Annotated in this window: 15 protein-coding genes; 12 read left to right on the top strand and 3 right to left on the bottom strand. The window is 42.0% G+C overall.

The features are described 5' to 3' along the window. Positions 1–124 precede the first annotated feature (124 nt). From HWQ36_RS11105 to HWQ36_RS11085, 5 genes are all read left to right on the top strand, one after another. Positions 125–1918, top strand: a complete 1794-nt coding sequence (locus tag HWQ36_RS11105; protein WP_292701992.1) for an ATP-binding protein — start codon at positions 125–127, stop codon at positions 1916–1918. Positions 1919–2873: 955 nt separating this feature from the next. Beyond that, positions 2874–3104, top strand: coding sequence for a NifU family protein (locus HWQ36_RS11100; RefSeq protein ID WP_012408256.1), 231 nt, complete (start codon positions 2874–2876; stop codon positions 3102–3104). A 78-nt stretch (positions 3105–3182) separates the two neighbouring features. Continuing rightward, positions 3183–5417, top strand: coding sequence for a glycoside hydrolase (locus tag HWQ36_RS11095; RefSeq protein WP_292701985.1), 2235 nt, complete (start codon positions 3183–3185; stop codon positions 5415–5417). Between the two features lie 394 nt (positions 5418–5811). Beyond that, the gene (locus HWQ36_RS11090) at positions 5812–6864 is read left to right on the top strand and encodes a serine/threonine-protein kinase (protein ID WP_292701982.1); all 1053 of its coding nucleotides are present in this window, start codon (positions 5812–5814) and stop codon (positions 6862–6864) included. Positions 6865–7439: 575 nt separating this feature from the next. Further along, entirely contained in the window at positions 7440–9476 is a 2037-nt protein-coding gene (locus HWQ36_RS11085) for a serine/threonine-protein kinase (RefSeq protein WP_292701979.1), read from the top strand. 83 nt (positions 9477–9559) lie between these two features. Here HWQ36_RS11085 and HWQ36_RS11080 read toward each other — a convergent pair whose 3' ends face one another. Continuing rightward, positions 9560–10792, bottom strand: a complete 1233-nt coding sequence (locus tag HWQ36_RS11080; protein WP_292701976.1) for a peptidase — start codon at positions 10790–10792, stop codon at positions 9560–9562. A 388-nt stretch (positions 10793–11180) separates the two neighbouring features. Between HWQ36_RS11080 and HWQ36_RS11075 the strand changes: the two genes are divergently transcribed. From HWQ36_RS11075 to HWQ36_RS11060, 4 genes are all read left to right on the top strand, one after another. After that, positions 11181–13604, top strand: a complete 2424-nt coding sequence (locus tag HWQ36_RS11075) for a GH116 family glycosyl hydrolase (RefSeq protein WP_292701973.1) — start codon at positions 11181–11183, stop codon at positions 13602–13604. A gap of 1659 nt (positions 13605–15263) precedes the next feature. Continuing rightward, positions 15264–15470 (top strand): hypothetical protein, encoded by a 207-nt coding sequence (locus tag HWQ36_RS11070; protein ID WP_292701970.1) that lies wholly within the window; start codon positions 15264–15266, stop codon positions 15468–15470. A gap of 169 nt (positions 15471–15639) precedes the next feature. Then, the gene (locus HWQ36_RS11065; protein WP_292701967.1) at positions 15640–15981 is read left to right on the top strand and encodes a HetP family heterocyst commitment protein; all 342 of its coding nucleotides are present in this window, start codon (positions 15640–15642) and stop codon (positions 15979–15981) included. Positions 15982–16386: 405 nt separating this feature from the next. Further along, positions 16387–16572: a hypothetical protein gene (locus HWQ36_RS11060; protein ID WP_292701964.1), complete on the top strand. Its 186-nt coding sequence runs from the start codon at positions 16387–16389 to the stop codon at positions 16570–16572. 420 nt (positions 16573–16992) lie between these two features. On the opposite strand, the gene rpe is transcribed toward HWQ36_RS11060, so the two are convergent. After that, positions 16993–17700 carry a ribulose-phosphate 3-epimerase gene (rpe, locus tag HWQ36_RS11055; protein WP_292701961.1) on the bottom strand — a complete coding sequence of 236 codons (708 nt, stop codon included), beginning with the start codon at positions 17698–17700 and terminating at the stop codon, positions 16993–16995. Positions 17701–17852: 152 nt separating this feature from the next. Here rpe and HWQ36_RS11050 point away from each other — a divergent pair, with 152 nt between their 5' ends. Together HWQ36_RS11050 and HWQ36_RS11045 are read left to right on the top strand one after the other, a co-directional pair. Further along, the gene (locus tag HWQ36_RS11050) at positions 17853–19448 is read left to right on the top strand and encodes a S8 family serine peptidase (RefSeq protein WP_292701959.1); all 1596 of its coding nucleotides are present in this window, start codon (positions 17853–17855) and stop codon (positions 19446–19448) included. 540 nt (positions 19449–19988) lie between these two features. Further along, positions 19989–21320, top strand: a complete 1332-nt coding sequence (locus tag HWQ36_RS11045; RefSeq protein WP_292701956.1) for a serpin family protein — start codon at positions 19989–19991, stop codon at positions 21318–21320. Positions 21321–21344: 24 nt separating this feature from the next. On the opposite strand, the gene HWQ36_RS11040 is transcribed toward HWQ36_RS11045, so the two are convergent. Next, positions 21345–22511, bottom strand: coding sequence for an AI-2E family transporter (locus HWQ36_RS11040; protein WP_292701954.1), 1167 nt, complete (start codon positions 22509–22511; stop codon positions 21345–21347). 64 nt (positions 22512–22575) lie between these two features. Here HWQ36_RS11040 and HWQ36_RS11035 point away from each other — a divergent pair. Continuing rightward, the coding region (locus HWQ36_RS11035) for a hypothetical protein (RefSeq protein ID WP_292701952.1) at positions 22576–22771 on the top strand (196 nt) is incomplete at its 3' end.

Raw genomic sequence — 22771 nt, 5'->3', positions numbered from 1 at the left:
AGCTGGATTTCAGAACACCAAGAAATACTCAATAAAAACAAAAAAGCTGTAAAAATTTATGTATAAATTTTAGCAGCTTTAGTAAAATTACGGTCGGATATCCTTTGTCTATCCAACTCAATTAATGACTATTACTGCCAATTCCCAATTGCCGAATGTATTTTCCCAAAATCTGGAATCTATTACCAGTAAAACTGATGGCTCATTACCAACTCTAGGAGCCGAGTTGGTGTATACGCAAGATGGGGCAGGGCGCTATCTGACCTTTCATTGGCAGCACAGCGAACTCCTGGGATTAAATACCGAAAAAATAGTTGACGAGCTGAACCAGACGCAAACCTTTGTCCCAGTGGATAAGGTTAATTATGTGGAACGATTGCACCGAATTTTGACAAGTTTGGTGCCAGAAAGGTTTCAGTGTTGGTTTAGCTACCATCAGGAATTATTTGAGTTGGACTTAGTGATTAGTCCGATTATGCCGAGTTTGGGAACAACTGCCACTACAGTTTTAGTTATGGGACGCTTAGTGCAAGCGACACTCAACAAAAAACAAGGGCGTGTGGCATCCAAAACACCCACCCAAATAGAGTTGGCTTTACGATCGCAGCAACATCAAAAACTGGTAAATCGGATTACCAGAAATATTCGCCGGACATTGGATTTAGATATTATTTGGCAGCAAACAGTTGACAGTTTAGGCAAAGCGCTGCGGCTAGAGCGCTGTATTATTTGTCCTTATCAGCCCTCTAACTCAAAAGTAAAAGTGAAGGCTGAGTATCGCCAGCCAGAACTCAGATCAGTACTAGGCTCAGAAATAGATGTAGCTTCTGAGCCAGCCTTTGCTAAGGCTTTGGCAACCCTAGAACCAGTTGTGATGGAAGTGCCTGGATATATAGGGTCTGCACGCCAGAAAACTTTGGTGGTTGCGACTTGCTATCAAGACCAAGCCAATGGATTGGTTGCCTTGAATTGGCAAGATGAATGCTATACATTAACAGAATCGGAATTAGAACTAGCAAAAGAAGCAGCAGATCAATTGGGAACTGCGATCGCACATGCTACTTTATATAAAGAATTAGAAGCAGCGCGTCAAAAAGCCGAAGAAGCTTCCCGTCTAAAAAGCGAGTTTCTGGCTAATGTATCCCATGAAATTCGTACCCCCCTCAACGGCATGATTGGCTTCTTGAAGCTGATTTTGGAAGGGATGGCAGATGACCCAGAAGAACAAAACCAGTTTTTGGCAGAAGCTCACCACTTATCGATACATCTGCTGAATATCATCAACGACATTTTGGACATTGCCAAAATCGAAGCTGGCAAAATGGAGTTAACTTACGCTCCAGTCAAGCTAGATGAGCTATTCAGTGCTGTAGAAAGTTTCATGCGTCCCCAAGCAGAAACGAGAAATCTCAGCTTTCGGATGCAAATGCCTGCTACCTCGGATGAAATCATTGTCCAAAGCAACTACCAACGCTTGCTACAAGTTATGCTCAATTTGCTAGGTAATGCCATCAAATTTACCCATGAAGGTGGTGTCACTGTCAGCGCCGATTTGGTACTCAAAAAAGCGAAGCCGAACTTTCAAGGTCAGGAATTTCCTGGCATGGTGAGAGTCCGTGTGGCAGACACTGGTATCGGTGTTTCTTTGGATAAACAAGATAAACTGTTTCAATTATTTTCTCAGGTGGATGGCTCACGCACTCGCCAGTATGGTGGCACAGGTTTAGGACTGGCAATATCTCAGAAGCTAGTGGAAGCAATGGGCGGCGAGGTACATTTTTATAGTCTGGGTGAAGGACTTGGTTCAACAGTGACATTTACAGTGCCACTATATCAACAGCCAGTCATGGTTTCGTCTAGTGATAGCGACTCAACAGATAATGCTGTTAGCGATAGTGGGGCATTTAGCTTGTCATGAGTTAGTCATTGGTCATTTGTCATCTGGAATATTGCCAATACTGGGTTTGGAGTTTTGAATTTTAAAGTTTTTTAGTAATTATTATTCAATAAAATAATTGAAGAAGAATTCAGAAGTCAGAATGGGCTAAACCCTAGCTATCCGCTAACAGGAGCGGAGCCGGAGACGCTCCGCCTCCGGTCAGAATAAATACTTCGGCTACGCTCAGTAACCATCAGTCGGGGATTCAGACCGGCGCAGGTCTTGTTGACCACCAAATCTACGATTTGGTGGGGGTGCAAAAACGCCGGTTATTCATCCGCCAGTCATACAGAATACCCAACTGAATTCTGAATTCTGTTCGATAACAAGATTGGGGATGGGAGATTGGAAAGAATTCCGTCCCTAGACCACAAAATTGTATAATTATGGGCTGGGTTGAAGAACAAAACACAACAAACGCCTAAATGTTGGCTTTTGCTCCGCTCTACTCAAATTTACAAAATAATAGATTTTTGACCCCTTTTTACGGTGACGTGTACTTAGGAGCATTAAATCCTGTCTTCCGTCAGACTGCAAAGCAGAACCTAAAAGCTAAAGTAAAGTAGGAGGGTCGCACGAAAACTTTGTTCAGACAAAATGGAAAATAAGATTTTGGATAATAGTTAACGAGTAATAGCGCATCTGGCACAGGAATAATTATTATTCAACGAAGAGGCAGGGGAAAGTGGGCAGGGAGCAGGGAGCAGGGGGAAATGACCCCTTTCTCCTGCCGTGGAGCAGAGCAGAACATGGGTCTGAGTCCCTACTTCTTATAAGTGGTTCTCGTGGATAGCGGGAAACTGGCGCAACATGTGGGGTCGAATCCCAACTCTTTTCTGTCCCCCCTGCTCCCTGCTCCCTTGCCTCTTTTTCAATGCCCCATGCCCCATGCCCCATTCCCAATGCCCACCATTAACTTAGCAGGTCTAAAACTATGGAACTCACAATTGACAACGTTGAAACAGTCTTAGATGAAATGCGCCCTTATCTCATGTCTGATGGCGGCAATGTGGAACTCGTAGAACTTGATGGGCCTGTTGTAAAACTGCGCCTGCAAGGTGCTTGTGGTTCTTGTCCCAGTTCTGCAATGACCCTGAGAATGGGTATTGAGCGCCGCCTGAAGGAAATGATTCCTGAAATTGCGGAAATTGAACAAGTGGTGTAAAAGTTAGGAGTTAGGAGTTAGGAGTTATGAGTTTTGAATCAACTCCTAACTCCTCATTCTTAACTCCTAACTATTGCTATGTCCCATCCTCTTTACATCGCTTTTATCTGGCATCAACATCAGCCTCTGTACAAATCTCCTGGTAGTGGGGTTTCGCTATCTCCGAGTCAGCAATACCGTCTACCTTGGGTACGTTTACATGGGACTAAAGATTATTTGGATTTGGTATTGCTCTTAGAGCGGTATCCTAAGTTGCACCAAACGGTGAATTTAGTTCCATCGCTGATATTACAACTCGAAGATTATATTGCTGGGACTGCTTTTGACCCTTACCTCACAGCCTGCTTGACACCGGATGAACAACTCACCCAGCAACAGCGCGAATTTATTATCCAACACTTTTTTGATGCCAATCACCATACGTTGATTGACCCACATCCCCGCTATAGCGAGTTGTATCAGCAAAGGCAGGAGAAGGGGCAAGCTTGGTGTTTAGCAAATTGGGAATTGCCAGATTATGGTGATTTGCTAGCTTGGCACAATTTGGCTTGGATCGATCCGCTATTTTGGGATGACCCGGAAATTGCTACTTGGTTAAAAAAGGGTCGGAATTTTACTTTAAGCGATCGCCAGCGCATTTATTCCAAACAACGAGAAATCCTCAGCCGCATCATCCCCCAACACCGCAAAATGCAGGAGGCGGGGCAGCTAGAAGTTACCACCACGCCCTACACCCACCCGATTTTACCCTTACTCGCTGATACTAACTCCGGTCGGGTAGCTGTGCCCAATATGACGCTACCTATGCAGCGCTTTCAGTGGGAAGAAGATATTCCCCGTCACTTACGGAAAGCTTGGAACTTTTATAAAGACCGCTTTGGACAGATACCTCGTGGTTTGTGGCCTTCGGAACAGTCAGTAAGTCCGGCGATCCTGCCACACATTATTAACCAAGGATTTAAGTGGATATGCTCAGATGAAGCTGTCTTGGGATGGACGCTGAAACACTTTTTTCATCGGGATGGGGCGGGGAATGTGCAGCAACCAGAACTGTTGTACCAACCCTATCGCCTGCAAACCGCAGAGGGTGATTTGTCAATTGTGTTTCGTGACCACAGATTATCAGATTTGATTGGCTTTACCTACAGTGCGATGCCAGCAAAAAAGGCAGCAGCAGACTTAGTAGGACATTTGCAAGCGATCGCCAAAATGCAAAGAGACAGTCACAGCGAACAACCTTGGCTAGTTACCATCGCCTTAGATGGCGAGAATTGCTGGGAATTTTATCCCGAAGACGGCAAACCCTTCTTAGAAGCTTTGTATCAAAGTTTGAGCGATGAACCCCACCTCAAACTCGTCACCGTCTCCGAATTTCTCGAAGAATTTCCCGCCACAGCCACCATTCCCGGAGGGCAACTACATAGTGGTTCTTGGGTGGATGGCAACTTCACCACTTGGATAGGCGATCGCGCCAAAAATCGGGCTTGGGATTACTTGACAGAAGCAAGGCTTGTGCTCGCAAGCCATCCCGAAGCAACGGAAGAAAACAACCCAGAAGCATGGGAAGCATTGTATGCCGCAGAGGGTTCAGACTGGTTTTGGTGGTTTGGTGCAGGACACTCCTCAAATCAGGATGCCATTTTTGACCAGTTGTTTCGAGAACACCTGTTTGGCATTTACAAAGCATTAAATGAACCTGTACCGCCTTATCTCAAGCAACCAGTGGAAATCCACGAAGCACAGGGAAGCCACACCCCACAAGGGTTTATTCATCCCGTTATCGATGGTAAGGGTGATGAGCAAGATTGGGACAAAGCTGGACGCATAGAAATCGGCGGGGCGCGGGGAACGATGCACAATAGCAGTGTCATCCAGCGACTTTGGTATGGGGTGGATCACCTCAATTTCTATTTGCGGCTGGACTTTAAAGGCGGCGTTGCACCAGGGGGGGATTTTCCCACAGAATTGAATTTACTGTGGTTCTATCCAGAAAAAACAATGGTTAATAGCCCAGTTCCTTTGGCAGATTTACCAGATGCAGCCCCACTTAATTATCTTTTCCACCATCTTCTAGAAGTTAATTTGCTGACGCAATCGATTCAGTTTCGGGAAGCTGGAGATAATTATCAATGGCATCCCCGTTTCAGTCGCGCTCAAGTAGCAATAAATAATTGTTTAGAGTTGGCCGTACCGTGGGCAGATTTGCAAGTTCCGCCAGATTATCCTCTGCGTCTGATTTTGGTACTTGCAGATGAAGGGCGTTTTTGCAATTACTTGCCAGAAAATGCTTTGATTCCTATTGAAGTGCCTTAGAACTCAATATGTTTTTAAATCTTTTCCCTCACCCCCAGCCCCTCTCCCATCTTTGGGAGAGGGGAGACATAACCTAGTTCCCCTTCTCCCAAAGATGGGAGAAGGGGTTAGGGGATGAGGGCTATCAAGGTTTTTGCACATTTGGGATGCTCCCAGCAGTTGCGTGGGCGGGTTCCCCGACTTGTAGCAACTGCCGTCAAACTGCCCGTAACACAGAGACAAGAGAGATTTTTGGAGTTACCTTGAAAGCGCTAGTTCTACAGAGGTTTATTTTTGCTTTTTGAATTTTTAACAGAAAAGTGGTGATGATTTAGCAAAGTTCCAGTAATGTTACTGTTATCAATGAATATTTGTCGTAAGATTAGAGACATTTCAGAGCAGATATCCTATACTAATGAATCGCTTTTCTCAGAAAATAACGAATTCTCAAGAGAGCATTTCACAGCAAACTCAACTTGGTCAGATGTGTGCTTCTAAGAGGCTATTTCGCGATCGCTATGAAATATTGCAAGTTCTAGGTAAAGGTGGTTTTGGCATCACTTTTTTAGCCAAAAATGCCGTATTACCTGGAAGTCCTCTGTGTGTCATTAAACAGCTTTGCCCGAAAGTGACTAGTCCCCAAAGTTGGCAAAAGGCATGTGCGCGTTTTGAAAAAGAAGCACGAACTTTAGGTCAACTCGGTAGTCATTCGCAAATTCCCATGCTGCTAGACTACTTTCAGGCGAATGGTGAGTTTTTTTTAATTCAAGAATACGTACCGGGTTTGACTTTAGCCCAAGAAGTGCGGCGAGGTGGGCCCAAAAGTGAAGCCTCAGTAAAACAGTTTTTACAGGAATTATTACCAGTATTACAGTATCTTCATAAACATCATGTAATTCATCGGGATATTAAGCCCCAGAATTTATTGCGGTGTGAGTATGACAGGCGGGTAGTGCTGATTGATTTTGGTGCGGTGAAAGAGCAATTAGTTGATGCTTGTGAAAACTCTACCAATCATGTTTTAAATACCAACTTTATTGGAACTAGGGGATTTGCGCCACCAGAACAGTTTTCTCTTCGTCCAGTTTATGCCAGTGATATTTATGCAATGGGTGTAACTTGTATTTATATGTTGACTGGTAAAAGTCCTTTAGAATTTGATTACCACCCAAATACTGGTGAGATATGCTGGCAAAATGAAGTAAATATTACCGATAGTTTCGCCAAAATTTTAGAAAAAATGGTGAAAATTACGTTAGACGATCGGTTTAAGACTGCCGATGAAGTAATAAAAGCTTTAAGTTACGAAAGCTATTTGCCGACTTTAGCTAACTGTCTAACTACCCAAAAATTAAATAATAAAAGTATTACACAATACGAAAACTATAACGAAACTCCTGATGTATACATGCCACCAGTTGCCAGAACTGCTAATGCTATTCGGAAATGGAGAGCGAGGCTTAAGTAAACAAGGTTATTAGTCATTTGTCATTTGTCATTTGTCATTTGTCATTGGCACTAATGGTAATGGACTAAGTAGGTTTGCGGCTATCCCTCTCACTTCTTGTTCGCGCAGCGTCTCGTAGAGAAGGGATGGGATTCAGTCCGATTTTCTTTGAAGCCTTATTTAGCTAAAGTATCAAATTAACAATTAATCATAGGCAATTTAAAATATAAAAAACAAATTTAGTAAGCATTGTGACTACATTTGATAGTCAGTGATGGTTAATTAATCAGGGTTTCACTTAATACTTAGTCAATTGTCGCTTGTCAATATACAAGCAAAATTACTAGGGGTAGCAGTTCAGAAAAATATTTCTATTCAGATTATTATATAATCGGAAGAATAATTAATTTTATGGCTCTCGTAGTTTTCCACAGATGAGGAAGACTAACTACTATTTACAAACGCTAACTATATTAAGTAATTCCCCAATTCCCAGCACAGGGTTTTCTACCACAAGTAAGCGAGAGTCAATTTTCTTAAGGGACAGTTCGGGGCAAACTTAGCCTAATTTGTTATGCAGTCGCGCCTGTCAGATAATGATCTGCTGCTTAAATCCCGATTGCCTAAATCCCCTGAATCCCAATGGAAAGAAGTTTTGCCAAAGTTGTAGCACCCCGTTGGTGTCACTTTTAAGAAATCGCTTCCGTGTCATCCGAGTCCTTTCAGATGAGGGGGGATTTGGCAGAACCTATCTATCAGAAGATGTCGATAAACTCAATGAACGTTGTGTTATCAAGCAATTAGCTCCAAAGTTCCAAGGAACTTGGTCGCAAAAAAAGGCGATGGAGTTGTTTGCCGAAGAAGCACAGCGACTACAAGACCTTGGGGAACATCCCCAAATTCCAACTTTAATAGCTTACTTTGAGCAAGACGGCTGCCTATATTTAGTGCAGCAGTTTATCAATGGCGATAATTTGTTAAAGGAGTTGCAACAGCGCAAGGGGTATAATGCTAGGGAAATTCAATCTATTTTGCTAGATTTATTGCCCATCTTAAAATTTATCCACGATCGCAAAGTCATTCATCGGGATATCAAACCAGAAAATATTATCCGCAATAAAAGTGATGGGCGATTGAGTCTGATTGATTTTGGTTCCTCAAAGCAATTCACCGCACAAGTTCAGCACAAATCTGGCACATCCATTGGTTCACATGGTTATTCTCCCCTAGAACAAATTAGAGATGGTAAAGCTTTCCCCGCCAGTGACTTGTTCGGTTTAGGCGCTACCTGCTTTCATCTGCTAACGGGAAATTCGCCTTTTCAGTTGTGGATGGAATCGGGGTACGCCTGGGTGAGTAATTGGCGGGAATATTTGCGGAGTCCATTAAATGCTGAGTTGGATTTTGTCATCGACAAGCTTTTAAAAAAAGATATCCATGAACGTTACCAGTCAGCCGATGAAATTCTCAAAGACTTAACTCCCAAACAACTCCTTGCCCTACCACCAGCCGGTAAGTCCTCTGGAAAAATCCCCGCAACTCAAGCCCCATCTTTACCAAAAAGTTATCCCTTACTGAGAACTTTAATTTTGGTAAGTGCTTTGATTCTGTTGTTCGGATTCCAAGAATCTTGGTATAAACATTTTCGTCGGATTCAAACCAGTTTAGTATCTAGGCTGAGTCAGCATAATAATTCTGGCAAAGATGACGTGCTTTTAGGTCAACCGTCAAAGATTACTTTGGGTAAGGTTTCCTTAGCTAACACCCTCCAAGGACATGAAAACTCGGTTTTATCCGTCGCCATCAGCCCCGATGGTAAAACCATTGCCAGCAGTGGGGCCGATCGCACAATCAAACTTTGGAATCTCGCCACTGGAAAAGAAATATCGTCACTTAACGCTTATTCTCGGCAGGTGAATACGGTAGTAATTAGCCCAGATGGTAAAACTCTGGTAAGTGGTAGTGATGACAGCACCATCAAAATTTGGAATCTCGCAACCGGAAAACAAATTCGGACTTTAGAAGGGCATTCTGACTCAGTTCGCGCCCTAGCGATCAGCGCTGATAGTGAGACTCTGGTAAGTGGTAGTGATGACAACACCATTAAAATTTGGGATTTAGCCACAGGAGAGCAAATTCGGACACTGGTAGGGCATACATTCTGGGTGCGATCGCTAGCCATCAGTCCCGATAGTGTGATTCTTGCTAGTGGCAGTTTTGACAAGACGATCAAAATCTGGAATCTCACAAAAGGGTACTCAATCCGCACATTAGAGGGAAATTATCAAACAGTAACATCTGTAGCTATTAGTCCAGATGGGAAAATTTTAGCCAGTGCTAGCCGCGATCGCACCATCAAACTTTGGGATCTACTAACGGGAAAAGAAATTCGCACACTGGCAGGACACGCCAACACAGTCACAACCGTAGCCTTCAGTGCCGATGGTAAAATGATTGCTAGTGGTAGCCGCGATCGCGCCATCAAACTCTGGAATTCAGCCACAGGAGAAGAAATTCTCACCCTTAAAGGGCATACCAACACTGTGACATCCGTAGCCTTCAGTCCTGATAGTAAAACCCTTGTCAGTGGTAGTGAAGACAACACCATTAAGATTTGGCAGTTGTCTCAGTAAAAATCTCTCCCCTACTAGAATGTCCCTCTCCGACTCGGAAAGGGACAGATTTTGCGTATTAAAACCAGGGAGAGGTTTTTTTATCAGAAGATAGTCAATCTATATTTACCGTGTTCCTGTGGATTTTTGGAACTAACAACTATATAGTAAGTGTCATCTTCAGGCAACCTAGCTCGGTCAATTAAAGAACTGTACGTGCCAGCTTTATCTTTGTCTCTATCTATAGCGATCGTCTGTCCTTTTGAATTTAGCAAAGCTACGTAAGGAGAAAATTCTTCATCAACACTATCTACACGAATACTTACAAGCTGATTTTTTCTTCCTTGGAAATTAGAAACATTGTAAGCGCCTCCATTTTGTTTCAAGGTTGAGCTATTGGCGCTTAGTTGGCCTGCTTCATCTAAAGTATAGCTAGCTCTGTCATTCCTCAGAGCCAAACTATAGCGACCTATCTCACCGGGATCTCGGCTAGTAACTGCAATTTTGTAAATGCCATTTTTAGGCAGCCGCGCAAAAACGAAGGCATCATCCCCATCACTGCTTTTTTCTAAAGTGCCTTTTTTGACGATGATATTATCATCAGGATCGTGCAGAAACAACAAAGGATTTAAACTCAAGTTATTTGATCTGCGTGTATCTTTACTACCAACAAGCCTCATCTGGACTAATTGATTTTCTCTACCTTCAAACTCATAGAAATGAAAATATCTACCTTGAGATTGAAAGTCACTCTTACTCAGAATCCCCAATGCGACATCTACAAAGTTAATCTCTTTGTAAGTAGGTGTCACAGGTTGAGAAACTGCTGGACGGTCGATATTTTGGTTGCCACTTCTAGCTACATTAGAACTTGGCTTGCGAACTCTCCCGGAGCCAGTATTAGAACGATTAGTATTTGAATTAGAACCGCTACCCCCAGACGATCTAGATGCACTACTATTGGAACGATTAGAATTTGAGTTAGAAGCCCTACGTCTAGATGGTCTAGAAGTAGAGTCATCATTTGAAGCGTTCGAGGTTGGCTGGGAAGTTTCTGTATTAGAAGACATAGGACGAGTCTGTATTGGCGAATCAATAGATGTCTTCTTTCTTGGAGATATTGTTGCTTGAGAAGCAGGAAGTTGCTCAATTCCTTTTTTTACTGCTTCTGGTTGTCTCTCATCTGGTGATTTGGCAATTATGAAGCCTTGAGAATGTTGAGGTTTTCCCAAAGCATTTATAGGTAGCACATTGCTCGCGATCAACAAACTACTACCTAATGAACAAATTAAAATGCGGCTTAATTTGTGGCGATAGTTTTTGGTTTCTAGTAGCATAATTACGCTCCTAATTTTGCGGATGATTTCGTATTTAACAGATAGACAAATTTGAAATCGAAAAGTTTATATTCCTATTGAGACTCATAATACACTGTGGTGGAACTTTGCCTACCATCTCAAACAAGAGGATTTTGCCCTAAGTCTTGTTTGATATGGTAGCTATATTTTTACCAAGCTGTACTAGAGTGAATATTAATTTTGTAAGTATATACTGAGCTACAAGCTGAAATTGCTGCTTTTCGGATTTTTGCTGAGATATTTTTGCCAAACTGAGCCAGATACTACCAGACTACTAAATCGAGAAGGCATATTGTTGTGCCCCTTGAGAAAAATCACACATCGCGCTAGTCTTCATTGACATGACTGCACGCTGTAACATTAGGCGATGACAAATCAATTTTCTCCGAAAATTCCCTCTTGCACTTGGAGCCGTCCTATCGGTTTAGCCTGGGACAAACCTTATACCGTTCGCTACGCAAGTAATATCGATGATGGTCCTTGGCATGGTATGCCTTTAGGTGGCTTTGGTGCAGGTTGCATCGGTCGTTCTTCACGGGGAGATTTTAACCTGTGGCACATCGACGGCGGTGAGCATACCTTCAAAAACGTCCCTGCTTGTCAATTCAGTGTATTTGAATCCAATGGCACATCTTCCCAAGCCTACGCTTTATCTACCCAAGGGCCTGATGATGGCACTCTTAAAGCTTGGCAGTGGTATCCGATTCCCAGCACAGAGGGAACAGGTAATTATCACGCGCTATACCCACGTAGCTGGTTTGTGTATGAAAATGTATTCCAAGCACAGTTGACTTGTGAGCAATTTTCCCCAGTCTGGGCAGGTAATTATCAAGAAACTAGCTACCCTGTGGCAATATTCCTCTGGAATGCCCACAACCCCACAGATACACCAATTACTCTCAGCATTATGCTCACTTGGCAAAATATGGTGGGCTGGTTTACAAATGCCCTCAAATCTCCCCAAGTGCGGGTGCGTGATGATGGTAGTCCGGTTTATGAATACCAACCGCGTTGGGGCGAAAGTCAAGGAAACTATAACCAAACAGTGGAAAATACACAACAGTTTGGCTGTCTTTTAAGTCGGGTTGGTAGTGATGCTTTGCAAGAAGGAGATGGAACTTGGTGTATTGCGACACTGAAACATCCCCAAGTGGAAGTATTTCATCACAATCGCTGGAATCCTGAAGGAACTGGTGATGAGGTGTGGCAAAGCTTTGCGAAAGATGGTTCTTTGCTCAATTATATAGATGCAAATCCACTAGCAGAAGGTGAACAGTTAGGGGCTGCGATGGCTACGCCGGCCGCAGGCATCGCACTTCGTTTCACTCTCCAACCAGGCGAAACTCTCGAAATCCCCTTTGTCCTCGCTTGGGATTTGCCCATTACAGAATTTGCCGCCGGAGTCGACTATTATCGCAGATATACAGACTTTTTTGATAGAAGTGGAAATAATGCTTGGGCGATCGCATCTACTGCTCTCCAAGAATATCAAACCTGGCGATCGCAAATTCAAACTTGGCAACAACCCATTCTCGACCGGGAAGATTTGCCCAACTGGTTTAAAATGGCTCTATTTAATGAGCTTTATGACCTCACTAGCGGCGGTACTCTCTGGAGTGCAGCATCAGAACTTGACCCCATCGGTCAGTTTGCGGTGCTGGAGTGCCTAGATTATCGGTGGTATGAAAGTCTAGATGTGCGGTTATACGGCTCTTTTGCCCTACTGATGCTGTTTCCCGAACTGGAGAAGTCGGTGATGAGGGCATTTGCACGGGCGATTCCTCAAGGTGATGATACACCCCGAATCATCGGCTATTACATGACAATCAAAGCTGAAAGTCCGATTGCAGTTCGCAAAGTCGCTGGTGCAACACCCCACGATTTAGGCGCACCGAATGAACACGTCTGGCAGAAAACCAATTACACCAGTTATCAAGACTGTAACTTGTGGAAAGATTTAGGTAGTGATTTTGTCTTGCAAGTATACCGCGATTTTATGCTGACGGGTGCTGACGATGTAGAATTCTTAGCAGATTGTTGGAATGCGATCGTTCAAACCCTCGACTACCTCAAAACCTTTGACCTTGATGGTGATGGAATTCCTGAAAATTCTGGTGCGCCTGACCAAACCTTTGATGATTGGCGGTTACAAGGAGTCAGCGCCTATTGTGGTGGATTGTGGTTAGCAGCGCTAGAGGCTGCGATCGCAATTAGCGATATTCTATTAACTCACAAACTTGGCGATCTTGGCGGCTTGGCGGTTCAAAAATCCATTTATGAAACTTGGTTAAAACAATCCCTTCCTATCTACCAAGAAAAACTCTGGAATGGGCAATACTACAAACTTGATAGTGAAAGTGGCTCCGATGTAGTCATGGCAGATCAATTGTGCGGACAGTTCTACGCCCGACTCCTGGACTTACCTGATATTGTACCGAGCGATCGCGCCCTTTCTGCCCTGAAAACTGTTTATGATGCCTGCTTTTTGAAATTCTGCAATGGAGAGTTTGGTGCTGCCAATGGTGTTCGTCCTGACGGTTCACCAGAAAACCCTAAAGCTACTCATCCCCTAGAAGTTTGGACAGGGATAAACTTTGGGCTAGCGGCTTTTCTTGTGCAAATGGGAATGAAAGATGAAGCGTTGAGATTAACACAGGCTGTAGTCCAGCAAATTTATGAAAATGGTCTACAATTTCGCACCCCCGAAGCTATCACCGCAGCTGGCACTTTCCGCGCTAGCACATACTTACGGGCAATGGCAGTCTGGGGAATTTACTTAGTTATTAATTGATTAGCGATCAAAACGGTTCTCATACCCCAATACAGTTCAGTTAAGCATTTCTTTCTTTTCTTCCTTCGCGTTCTTCGTGTCTTCGCGGTTCGTTAAAAAAATTCAGCTTGACAAAGAGTAAAGCCTTAACTGAACTGTATTGGCTTTGAATCGTACTTCCCTTCCCTTCAAGAGAAGGGACTGGGGTTTAAGTCTGTATTCCATGCAATTGAGAACTGCTATCGTATATGCGTTGCCAGAATTAGTCTGTCTTTATGTGAGAAAGCAGAGCTTAAATTTGTGATTTTATTTTCCGAGTGTTTCCGGAAGCAAAGGAAAATTTCAGTAATGGTAAGAGTTGAAGCATAGAGAATTCCAGACTCCTCTATGCCGACTATATCTTTGTTCTAGACCGAGGTATTCTTGTTGAGCAAAGTACTTATAACAAACTCATGGCAATTGGTGGTTTTTACTAGCATTTAGCCCAAGTGCCATAGCATCCGTAATCTCTACTTGAGAAATCTTTTAAAGATAAAGACACATAGAAGATACTGCTGAATAATGGCAATATTCTATATTAGAAAATCTAATATTTTAAAAATTTAACCTACTACATATTTTTTCTTCAAAGCATCCTACTATGTTTTACTTTATTCAATTGATAATAATTAAAACTAGTTGTCTATAATGCTAACCCAGTATTATTTTTCAAAACTAGGCTAGCTGTTATTACTAGCTAATAATCGTAGATTGGGTTGAGAAACGAAACCCAACATTTTTCTGGGTTTGTTGGGTTTCACTTCGTTCAACCGAACCTACGCAGTTTCAGAGTTTTGGCTCTAACTGAACCGTATTGGCTAATAATCATGAAATATTCACGATCGGTTTACAGCGATTTTATTTAGATCCGTTGAAGATGTAGTTCTTGTAAATCAAGAAACATCAGAATAATAAATATCATTATCTAATTGAACTTATTAATAAAATATGCTCAATGCTATGGCTGCAAACGCTTTTTAGTCTTTAGCAGTTACTATTTTTAGAAGTTGTTTTACATTATAGTTAATGGTAGTATTTTCTAGCGACTCGACAATAATAAAGTGTTTAAATTGAGATTGTATGAGGGGTCACACCCCTCAGAAATTAGCGAAAGGAGGACAAAATTAAAAGTTGCACAATCCGCAAGTACGTATCGAAATAGATTCAGTAAATTTAACTTAAAAATCTACTAACTTAGTAGATGACATCAACGACAAAAAATAGTATATATACGAATGACGTTGTTAAAGCTCAAAGATAAATAAATTTTTCCACTACTCGAAAAAATATGAAAAGTTGCCGGAAATTGCTTAATTAACCAGTAGTAAGAAATACAGGCGTTTTAACAGAGAAAATTTATTGAATTAGGAGTCAATAAAGTTTCAAAGGATAAAACTGCATCTACCAAGAGCTACGCCTAGACTTTTGTCCTACCAGTCAAATGAAAAGACAAAAGATAAATTTTTACCTTTCACTTACTAACAAGTAAAAGCTACAGTTTCCTCAATTCATCGGAGGAATCTGGATAATTAGGAATGAGCAGCCAACAAACTTAGTTAAAAACTTGATTGTTGTTAGTTCATGAAAAGAATCATCAGGTCAAATGCAGTCGAAACCTCAAGCCAAGGGGACAGTTCAGCAATGAATCAATATAATTTGTATCCCTACTACAAGCTAGCTCTTGCCAAAACTAGTTTAATAGGGGAGTTATCAGCCAAAATCACTAAAACTCTGCTTAACAGCGCCAAGGTAAAGCTCAAACAGCAGAGAAGTTTCAGTCTGTATCTTTACCGCTCAAAGCTGCGGGAGCTAATCAGAGTTTGGGAAAGTTATGTACGCATCTGTTGATAGATGGATTTTTAGCCCTCGTCAACATCCAACATCGCCAAATTGCTGATAATTTCCCGAAAGCGATTCAATAACTGCAAAAAGGTTAGTGCAGTTTGTAAACCTCAATTGAAACGCCAACCATCGCAGAAACCGAACTAGTTTACTTCATCCAAGATAATTAAACACTATGATGAATCAAGACATTGCTGGTATTAGTAGTAACTTAGATACAACAGTGAAGGCTCAACAATTTGACAAAGTAGTTGAAGCAATTATTGCTGGAAAGTACTCCTGGGCATGTGTTTTAATGCTACGTTTTACTGGTTATAATCCTCTTCATTACATTCCGTACCGTACCTACAACCGATTGCTGAAAGAAAACTCTCAAACTAACAGAACAAAACAACAGCAAAGTGAAAATCTAAAAATGCTGAAACAGGCGAATGATTCAAGACCTGCATATCTTGAAGTAGTTGGAAAACAAAAAACAGAAATCCGTGGTGTTAGTTTAGACCAGAAATTGGGATAGCCAATTAACGAACATTAATCAAGGAAATCGCCATTAACTCAAGATATGTCCTTGAAACGCTGTGGAGTCAATTAAAAAAAATTTGCAATCAAGAGATTCTGCCCTAGAGTTGATTGAGTATCTGAGAGCCTGCCATGCTAATTTAAAATTGATCGCATGGTAGGTTTTCGATCGTAGTGATTAATCTGATATTTTTTTGTAAAAATCTGCCAAAATGGCAAATATATACTGACGACATTGGTAAACTAATAACAACCACAATTTCAACCAAAATAGAGGTGATTCACAGCAAGCAAGTTAATTTAAAAAATAAAATCAATGATTAGTTCTGACTATGAAATAAATCAAACTGATTACAAAAGTAGTCAGCATTTTATGGAGTAAATAACTCCTATACCAAGGCTAATGATGCAACCGTTGCTCCTGGTGGTTCTTTTTCTGAGGAAGTCTGAGCAAAGAGAATTTGGGGAGGTGGATTCCCCCAATCCAAATTTTACACAGCTTTCATCGACTGCAGACGATGCGAGTAATGCTTATAAAACTTCCTATCTTGTGGTTGGTGTTGCTTTATTAAATAAAGCAAACGCTTAACACCAACAACAGGAACGGAAACAGAAAAGTTACGGTGAAATCATTGTCGTGGCTGGTGGAACTAGCTAGTAGGTCATACGCTTCTCTTTCAAGTATTGTAATCCTAGTTCTCCCAACCTGGATTATCATGCTTTCTAAATTTTCAATTTATATAGTAAATACTGGAAGTTCAAAACTTGAAGAGCTTTCAGTATTTTTTTGTGTAAATATAGCGCTTCTCATCTGGATGGAATACACTCTGACCTCTCTTCCATTCCTCTCTCCTAAAAGGAGAGAGGCTTTGAATATTGCTCCCCTTCCCTTGTAGGGAAGGGGCTGGGGGTTAGGTCTGTATTTCATGCAATTGAGAACCGCTATAAAAATAGGGTGAGCAATTTGCCCACCCTATTTTTTGTAGAGAATGGTTAATCCAATAATGAATTAAACCTTGGCTAATTCTGGGGTAGGACGCTTGCTGTTGCGAATCGATGTAATAGCCTCAGCATAATCCTTGGTATTAAATACAGCTGAACCGGCCACAATTGCATTAGCTCCAGCTTCCAAAACTTGCCAAGTATTATTTGCCTTCAGCCCTCCATCCACTTCAATCCAAGGGTCAAGACCGCGTTCATCACACATTTGACGCAGCTTGCGGATTTTGGGTAACACACCAGGGATAAAGCTTTGACCACCAAAACCAGGGTTGACGCTCATAATCAGTACTAAATCGCACAAATCTAGAACATATTCAATTAGCTCTAGAGGACTACCAGGATTAAGTACAACTCCAGCTTTCTTACCAAGCTCTTTAATTTGCCCCAAGGTACGGTGCAGATGTGGAGAAGCATTATGTTCGCAGTGTACGGAGATAATATCAGCACCCGCCTTAGCAAATCCTTCTACATACTTTTCTGGCTCCACAATCATCAAGTGGACATCCAGTGGTTTAGTTGTAATCGGACGAATCGCCTCCACAATCAGAGGGCCTATCGTAATATTAGGTACAAAACGACCGTCCATTACATCAACATGAATCCAATCTGCTCCGGCTGCGTCTACGGCGCGAATTTCGTCACCAAGACGACTAAAATCGGCTGATAGGATAGATGGAGAAATTACAATGGGCTTTTGAGATAGGTTTTGGGTCATGGCTAGTGGGTTTTTAAGCGTCTTCGTCTGTAAGCATTGTAACAAAACATCGAGCAAGACTTATAATTTTGGATTTTAGATTTTAGATTTTTCCTTCAATCCCAAATCCAAAATTCAAAATCTAAAATTGAATGACCAATGACAAATAACAAATGACTAAAAAACTAACCTGGATAATTTGGGGATTAAGCGCTTCTTGTCTGAGTGCGCCGGTAATTGCTTCAGCTTTAGAATCTGCTTTGGGAACTAACGGTATTGATGCTCTGAAGCTACACCAAGCTCCTTATAATTTAATCGGTCGTAAGATTGCTATTGGTCAAGTGGAAATTGGTCGGCCGGGAATGTTTGGGTGGGATAAGGCGGTGTCTAAAAATCGCGCCATATCTTTAGCGGGAGTATTCTTACGCAATGGGCCAGCTAAGTCTAATACCGGTGTTGACCCCCACGCTTACAATGTTGCTGGTGTGATGGTAAGTCGAGACAAAGCTTTGCCGGGAATTGCTCCAGGAGCGAGATTGTATTCGTCTGCGGTGGGTTCAACTAAAAGCATGGGTCAGCCAGAAGAGTGTTTATCGGCACAGCACATAGCGCTACAGAATGGTGGCGATGTTCGTGCCATTAATTTTAGCTTTGGTGAACCTTTAAGCCGCGATCCTAGACCAGAGGCTGTTTTAGACGGTAACGCTTTACTAACTTTATGTGTTGACTGGTCTAGCCGTGTTCATGATGTTTTGTATGCGATCGCAGGCAACCAGGGTAAAGGCGGTATTCCTATTCCTACAGACAATTTTAACGGAATGAATGTGGCTTTTTCATCCCGCCGTGGGGGAGTTTTTAACAAAGTAGATGTGGCTAATCTAGCGGGTGCTAACCAAGGAGTGAGTGGAAGGCTAGCTGGAAGGGAATTTGATCTTGGTGGCCGCCGCGCTATCAGCTTAGTTGCTCCTGGGAATAATATTCCTTTGCTGAATCCAGATGGCAAATTGAACAAGGTTACAGGTACTAGTTTTGCAGCGCCTCAAATTACGGCTACTGTTGCTCTCTTACAAGAATTTGCTGACCGACAGATACGCACAAAACAACCCCACTGGAGCATTGATTCTCGGCATCATCAAGTAATGAAAGCTGTCTTGCTGAATTCAGCAGACAAAATCCAAGATAGTGGCGATGGCTTGCAGTTGGGAATGAGCCGGACGCTAATTGATAAACAAAATCAAAACTGGCTAGATTCTGATGCTTATAAAGATCCCAAGATTCCCTTGGATGCTCAAATGGGAGCAGGTCATTTAAATACATTTCGCGCTTATCAGCAATTGAGTGCTGGTCAATGGCAGCCATCAGCTACGGTGTCAGCTATTGGTTGGGATTATCACAAAGTTGATGTTGGAGCGTCTGTTGACTATGTGTTAGCAAAACCGTTAAAGCAGGGGAGTTTTGTTGCTGTCACCCTAAGTTGGGATCGATTGGTAGAACTCAACGATAAAAATAAAAACCAACAATATGACGCGGGCGAAAATTTTCGCGATCGCGGCTTAAATAATCTCGACCTATACTTAGTAAAAGCTGATGCCCAAAATTCTGATGCTGGTGCTGTTTGCTCTTCAATCAGCCAAATCGATAGTGTAGAACATATTTTCTGCCCCATTCCTGCTACTGGCAATTACAAAATCCGCGTCCAGTTTCGTCAAAAGCTCAATGAAGCGACTCAACCCTATAGTTTAGCTTGGTGGAGTGTACCCATCAATTAAAATAGGGTAACAACTATTTTTATCTGTGTCAATTTACAGGATTTTCATCTATTTGAACAACACTCTCCTATCGGAGCGCATAGGCGTGCGTCACTATGAAAGTTCTGTATTTCATGCAACTAATAAATGTTACTTCTATCTCAGTACTTCCGAAAACAATAGCCGAAAAAAAATTTTCAGGTAGGGGTAATTCATGAATTACCCCTACCGCCTGTGGTTTTATGTAAATCCTATATCTATAAAAACCCGTAGGAGTAGTTATTTTATGTTTAGGTAGTCTACAATACTGTTATTAATAAATAAAAAAGTTCCTCAAAATAGAGATTCTTCATAATTCATCTGCATAGCCGCCTCAAGTAAGAATTAGCAGCTTTAATAAGTTGTGTTTAATTCCTCTGAGTCTGAGCTATTAACTTGCTGTTACAAAAACTGTAACAGTCTCATTTTCTATTGAAGCAAATGCAATAGTTAATCATTGACACAGTATCTGCGTCAACTTATCAGCACAGATCGGGAATCTTTGGCAAGTGAGGTAGCAGAATGAATCGGCAAAAATTTAGTGATGCAAAAGAGAATTTTCTGCAAAGACGTTATGGTGTAAGTCTGGGCAGACGTTATGCTTTGGCAGCTGCAAGTGTTGTTCTATTCAGTGTATTAGGTTGTTCTCAAGTCGAGAGTAACAAAAGTGCCCTGGCCCAATCTAGTTTACCTCAGCCAGAAACTCCATTGCAAAAAAAAACAGTCAACCCTGATACAAGAATAGTTGAGTCTAGCAATAAGTTTGGCTTTAAACTCTTTTCAGAAGTTCTGAAAGATGATAAAGGTGAGAATAATGTTTTTATCTCACCTTCGAGTGTTGCGATCGCTCTAGCCATGACCTACAACGGCGCTAGCGGCTCAACTCAACAAGCAATGGCAAAAACCCTGGAATTACAGGGAATGAATCTACCAGAAATCAACTCTTCTTACGCGGCGGTATTAAAGCAGCTTTTAGAAAATCCAGATGCGAAAGTCCAACTGAGTATTGCTAACTCGCTTTGGGCAAATCAAGATGTTAGCTTTGCACCAGACTTTCTCAAGAGAACCCAGGATTTCTATCAAGCTAAAGTCAGCAATTTAAACTTTAAAGATGCCGCCGCATCTAGTATTATCAATAACTGGGTAAAAGAAAATACTAAGGGTAAAATAACTAAAATAGTTGAAAGTATTGAACCAGATCAAGTGTTGTTTCTGATTAATGCCATATATTTTAAAGGTAATTGGAGTAACGAATTTGACAAAGGTAAAACTGCTCAATATCCTTTTTACATAACACCTGGCAGACGAAAGCAACACCCAATGATGTCACAAGAAGGTGACTATAAATACTATGAAAGCGAACAATTTCAGGCAGTTAGTTTACCTTACGGTAAAGATGGGAAAATCAGTTTTTATATCTTCCTACCCAAACAGAACTCTAATCTCAAAGCCTTTTATCAGAACTTGAATATTGAAAACTGGGAAAAATGGATGACTCAGTTCAACAAACAAAAAGGATTTATTCGTCTACCTCGCTTCAAAACAGATTACGAAGTTACACTCAATGATGCCTTGAAAAGTTTAGGCATGGAAGAGGCTTTCAGCAGCAAAGCCAATTTTTCTGGCATGGGTAAAAATTTTGCCATTAGCCAAGTTAAGCATAAAACTTTTGTCGAAGTGAATGAAGAAGGCACCGAAGCGGCTGCGGCTACTTCTGTGGGAATAGTAACAACATCTTTGAGACAAGAACCAGAACCATTCAAGATGATTGTTGACCGTCCCTTTTTTAGTGCTATTAGGGATAATCAGACGGGAAACGTTTTGTTTATGGGTTCCATCATTGAGCCACAATGAGGAGGCAGGAAACCTCCTGCCTCCTTAAGGTAATGTCGCTTCAGAAATACTCAGAGTGTTTTTGGCGTTTGCTTTCGAGGACTCGTTGGCTGCAACGGGTACAGTTATCTCTCCCGTGCCGCTATCGTTTGTCTCGCCACCAGGACGCAACGCACTTAAAGCGGTTTTAATCACAACAGCTGTGGGTACTGCCACAATTACACCCAAAAGTCCGCCAATTCTTGCCCCTGTTAAAACTGAAATTAAAATCCAAACTGGATTTAAACCAGTAAAACTGCCTAAAATTCGGGGGGCAATTAAGTTTTCGAGAATTTGCTGTACGATTACTGCTGCTATCAAAACTCTCACACCCATTGAGAAATCTTGCAGTGCTACCAATAGTGTAGTCAGAGCGATGCCCACAGAACCACCAAAGGGGACGAGAGCCATTAGACCAATAGTTAGCCCAAATAGCAGTCCAAATGGTACTTTCAGCCACAAAAAGGTAGGAATGAGGGCTGATGCCATGCAGGTAGATAAAATCAACTGGGTGATAAAGAAATTTTGAAAGCTCAGGCGGACTGTTTTAGAGAAAGGATCGCGAAATTTAGAGGGTAGCCATTCTACTAAACTTTCCCAGAGTTCACTCCCATGCTGTAAAAGGTAGAAAGTCAAAACCATCGTCAAGAGGATATCTAGAAGACTAGTGACTGTAACTACTGCCAGATTTAAAACTTGTCCAGCGATCGCTTGTAATTGTCCCTTGACGCGATCGTTGATTTGTACCACTAGAGCATCGAGGTTAATCGGTAAGCCAAAAGTCTCCGCTTTTTCGTTTAATATCATTAGCTGAGAGCGTCCAGAGTCGATCAACTCTGGCAACCGAGCCACCAGTTGTTGAGCTTGGGTAAGGGCCAACGGCACAAGCGTTACCCCCAACGCCAATAAAATCGATAAAGCCAAGAGAAATACTAGGATAGCAACTTGCTCTCGTTTAGCACCATGATGTTCCATCCAACTCACGGGGTAGTTGAGCAGAAATGCTAAAACTGAGGCTCCGACTAAAATGACTATGAGAGAATGGAAATAATTGAAAAATACCGAAAGTGCCCAACCATTTAGAACTAGCAGTGGAACGAATAACGCGATCGCCCCGATTCGCGCTATTGGTGTGAATGTTTGCCACCAGTCGAGTAGCTTGCGTGTCTGCATTTTGAGCTAATTGCGGGATAGAACTAAGTTAAATCTTTCTTTACAGCTTATTATCTCTAACTATATGAGTCTTATTCATCCTTCTAGTTTAGGAGTTATATTAACCCCAATGAAGAATTTTGAATCGAAAGAGAATAGGGAGTGGGGAATGGGGAGTGGGGAGTGGGGAGCAGGGGAGCAGGGGAGCAGGGGAGCAGGGGAGCAGGGGGAGCAGGGGAGCATACTTCGACTACGCTCAGTAACCGGGGGAGCAGGGGAGC

This window comes from Nostoc sp. NMS2 (assembly GCF_017115105.1).
GTDB lineage: Bacteria > Cyanobacteriota > Cyanobacteriia > Cyanobacteriales > Nostocaceae > Nostoc.
Note: the sequence above shows the minus strand (reverse complement) of the source record. Positions and strands in the feature narration are given on the sequence as shown.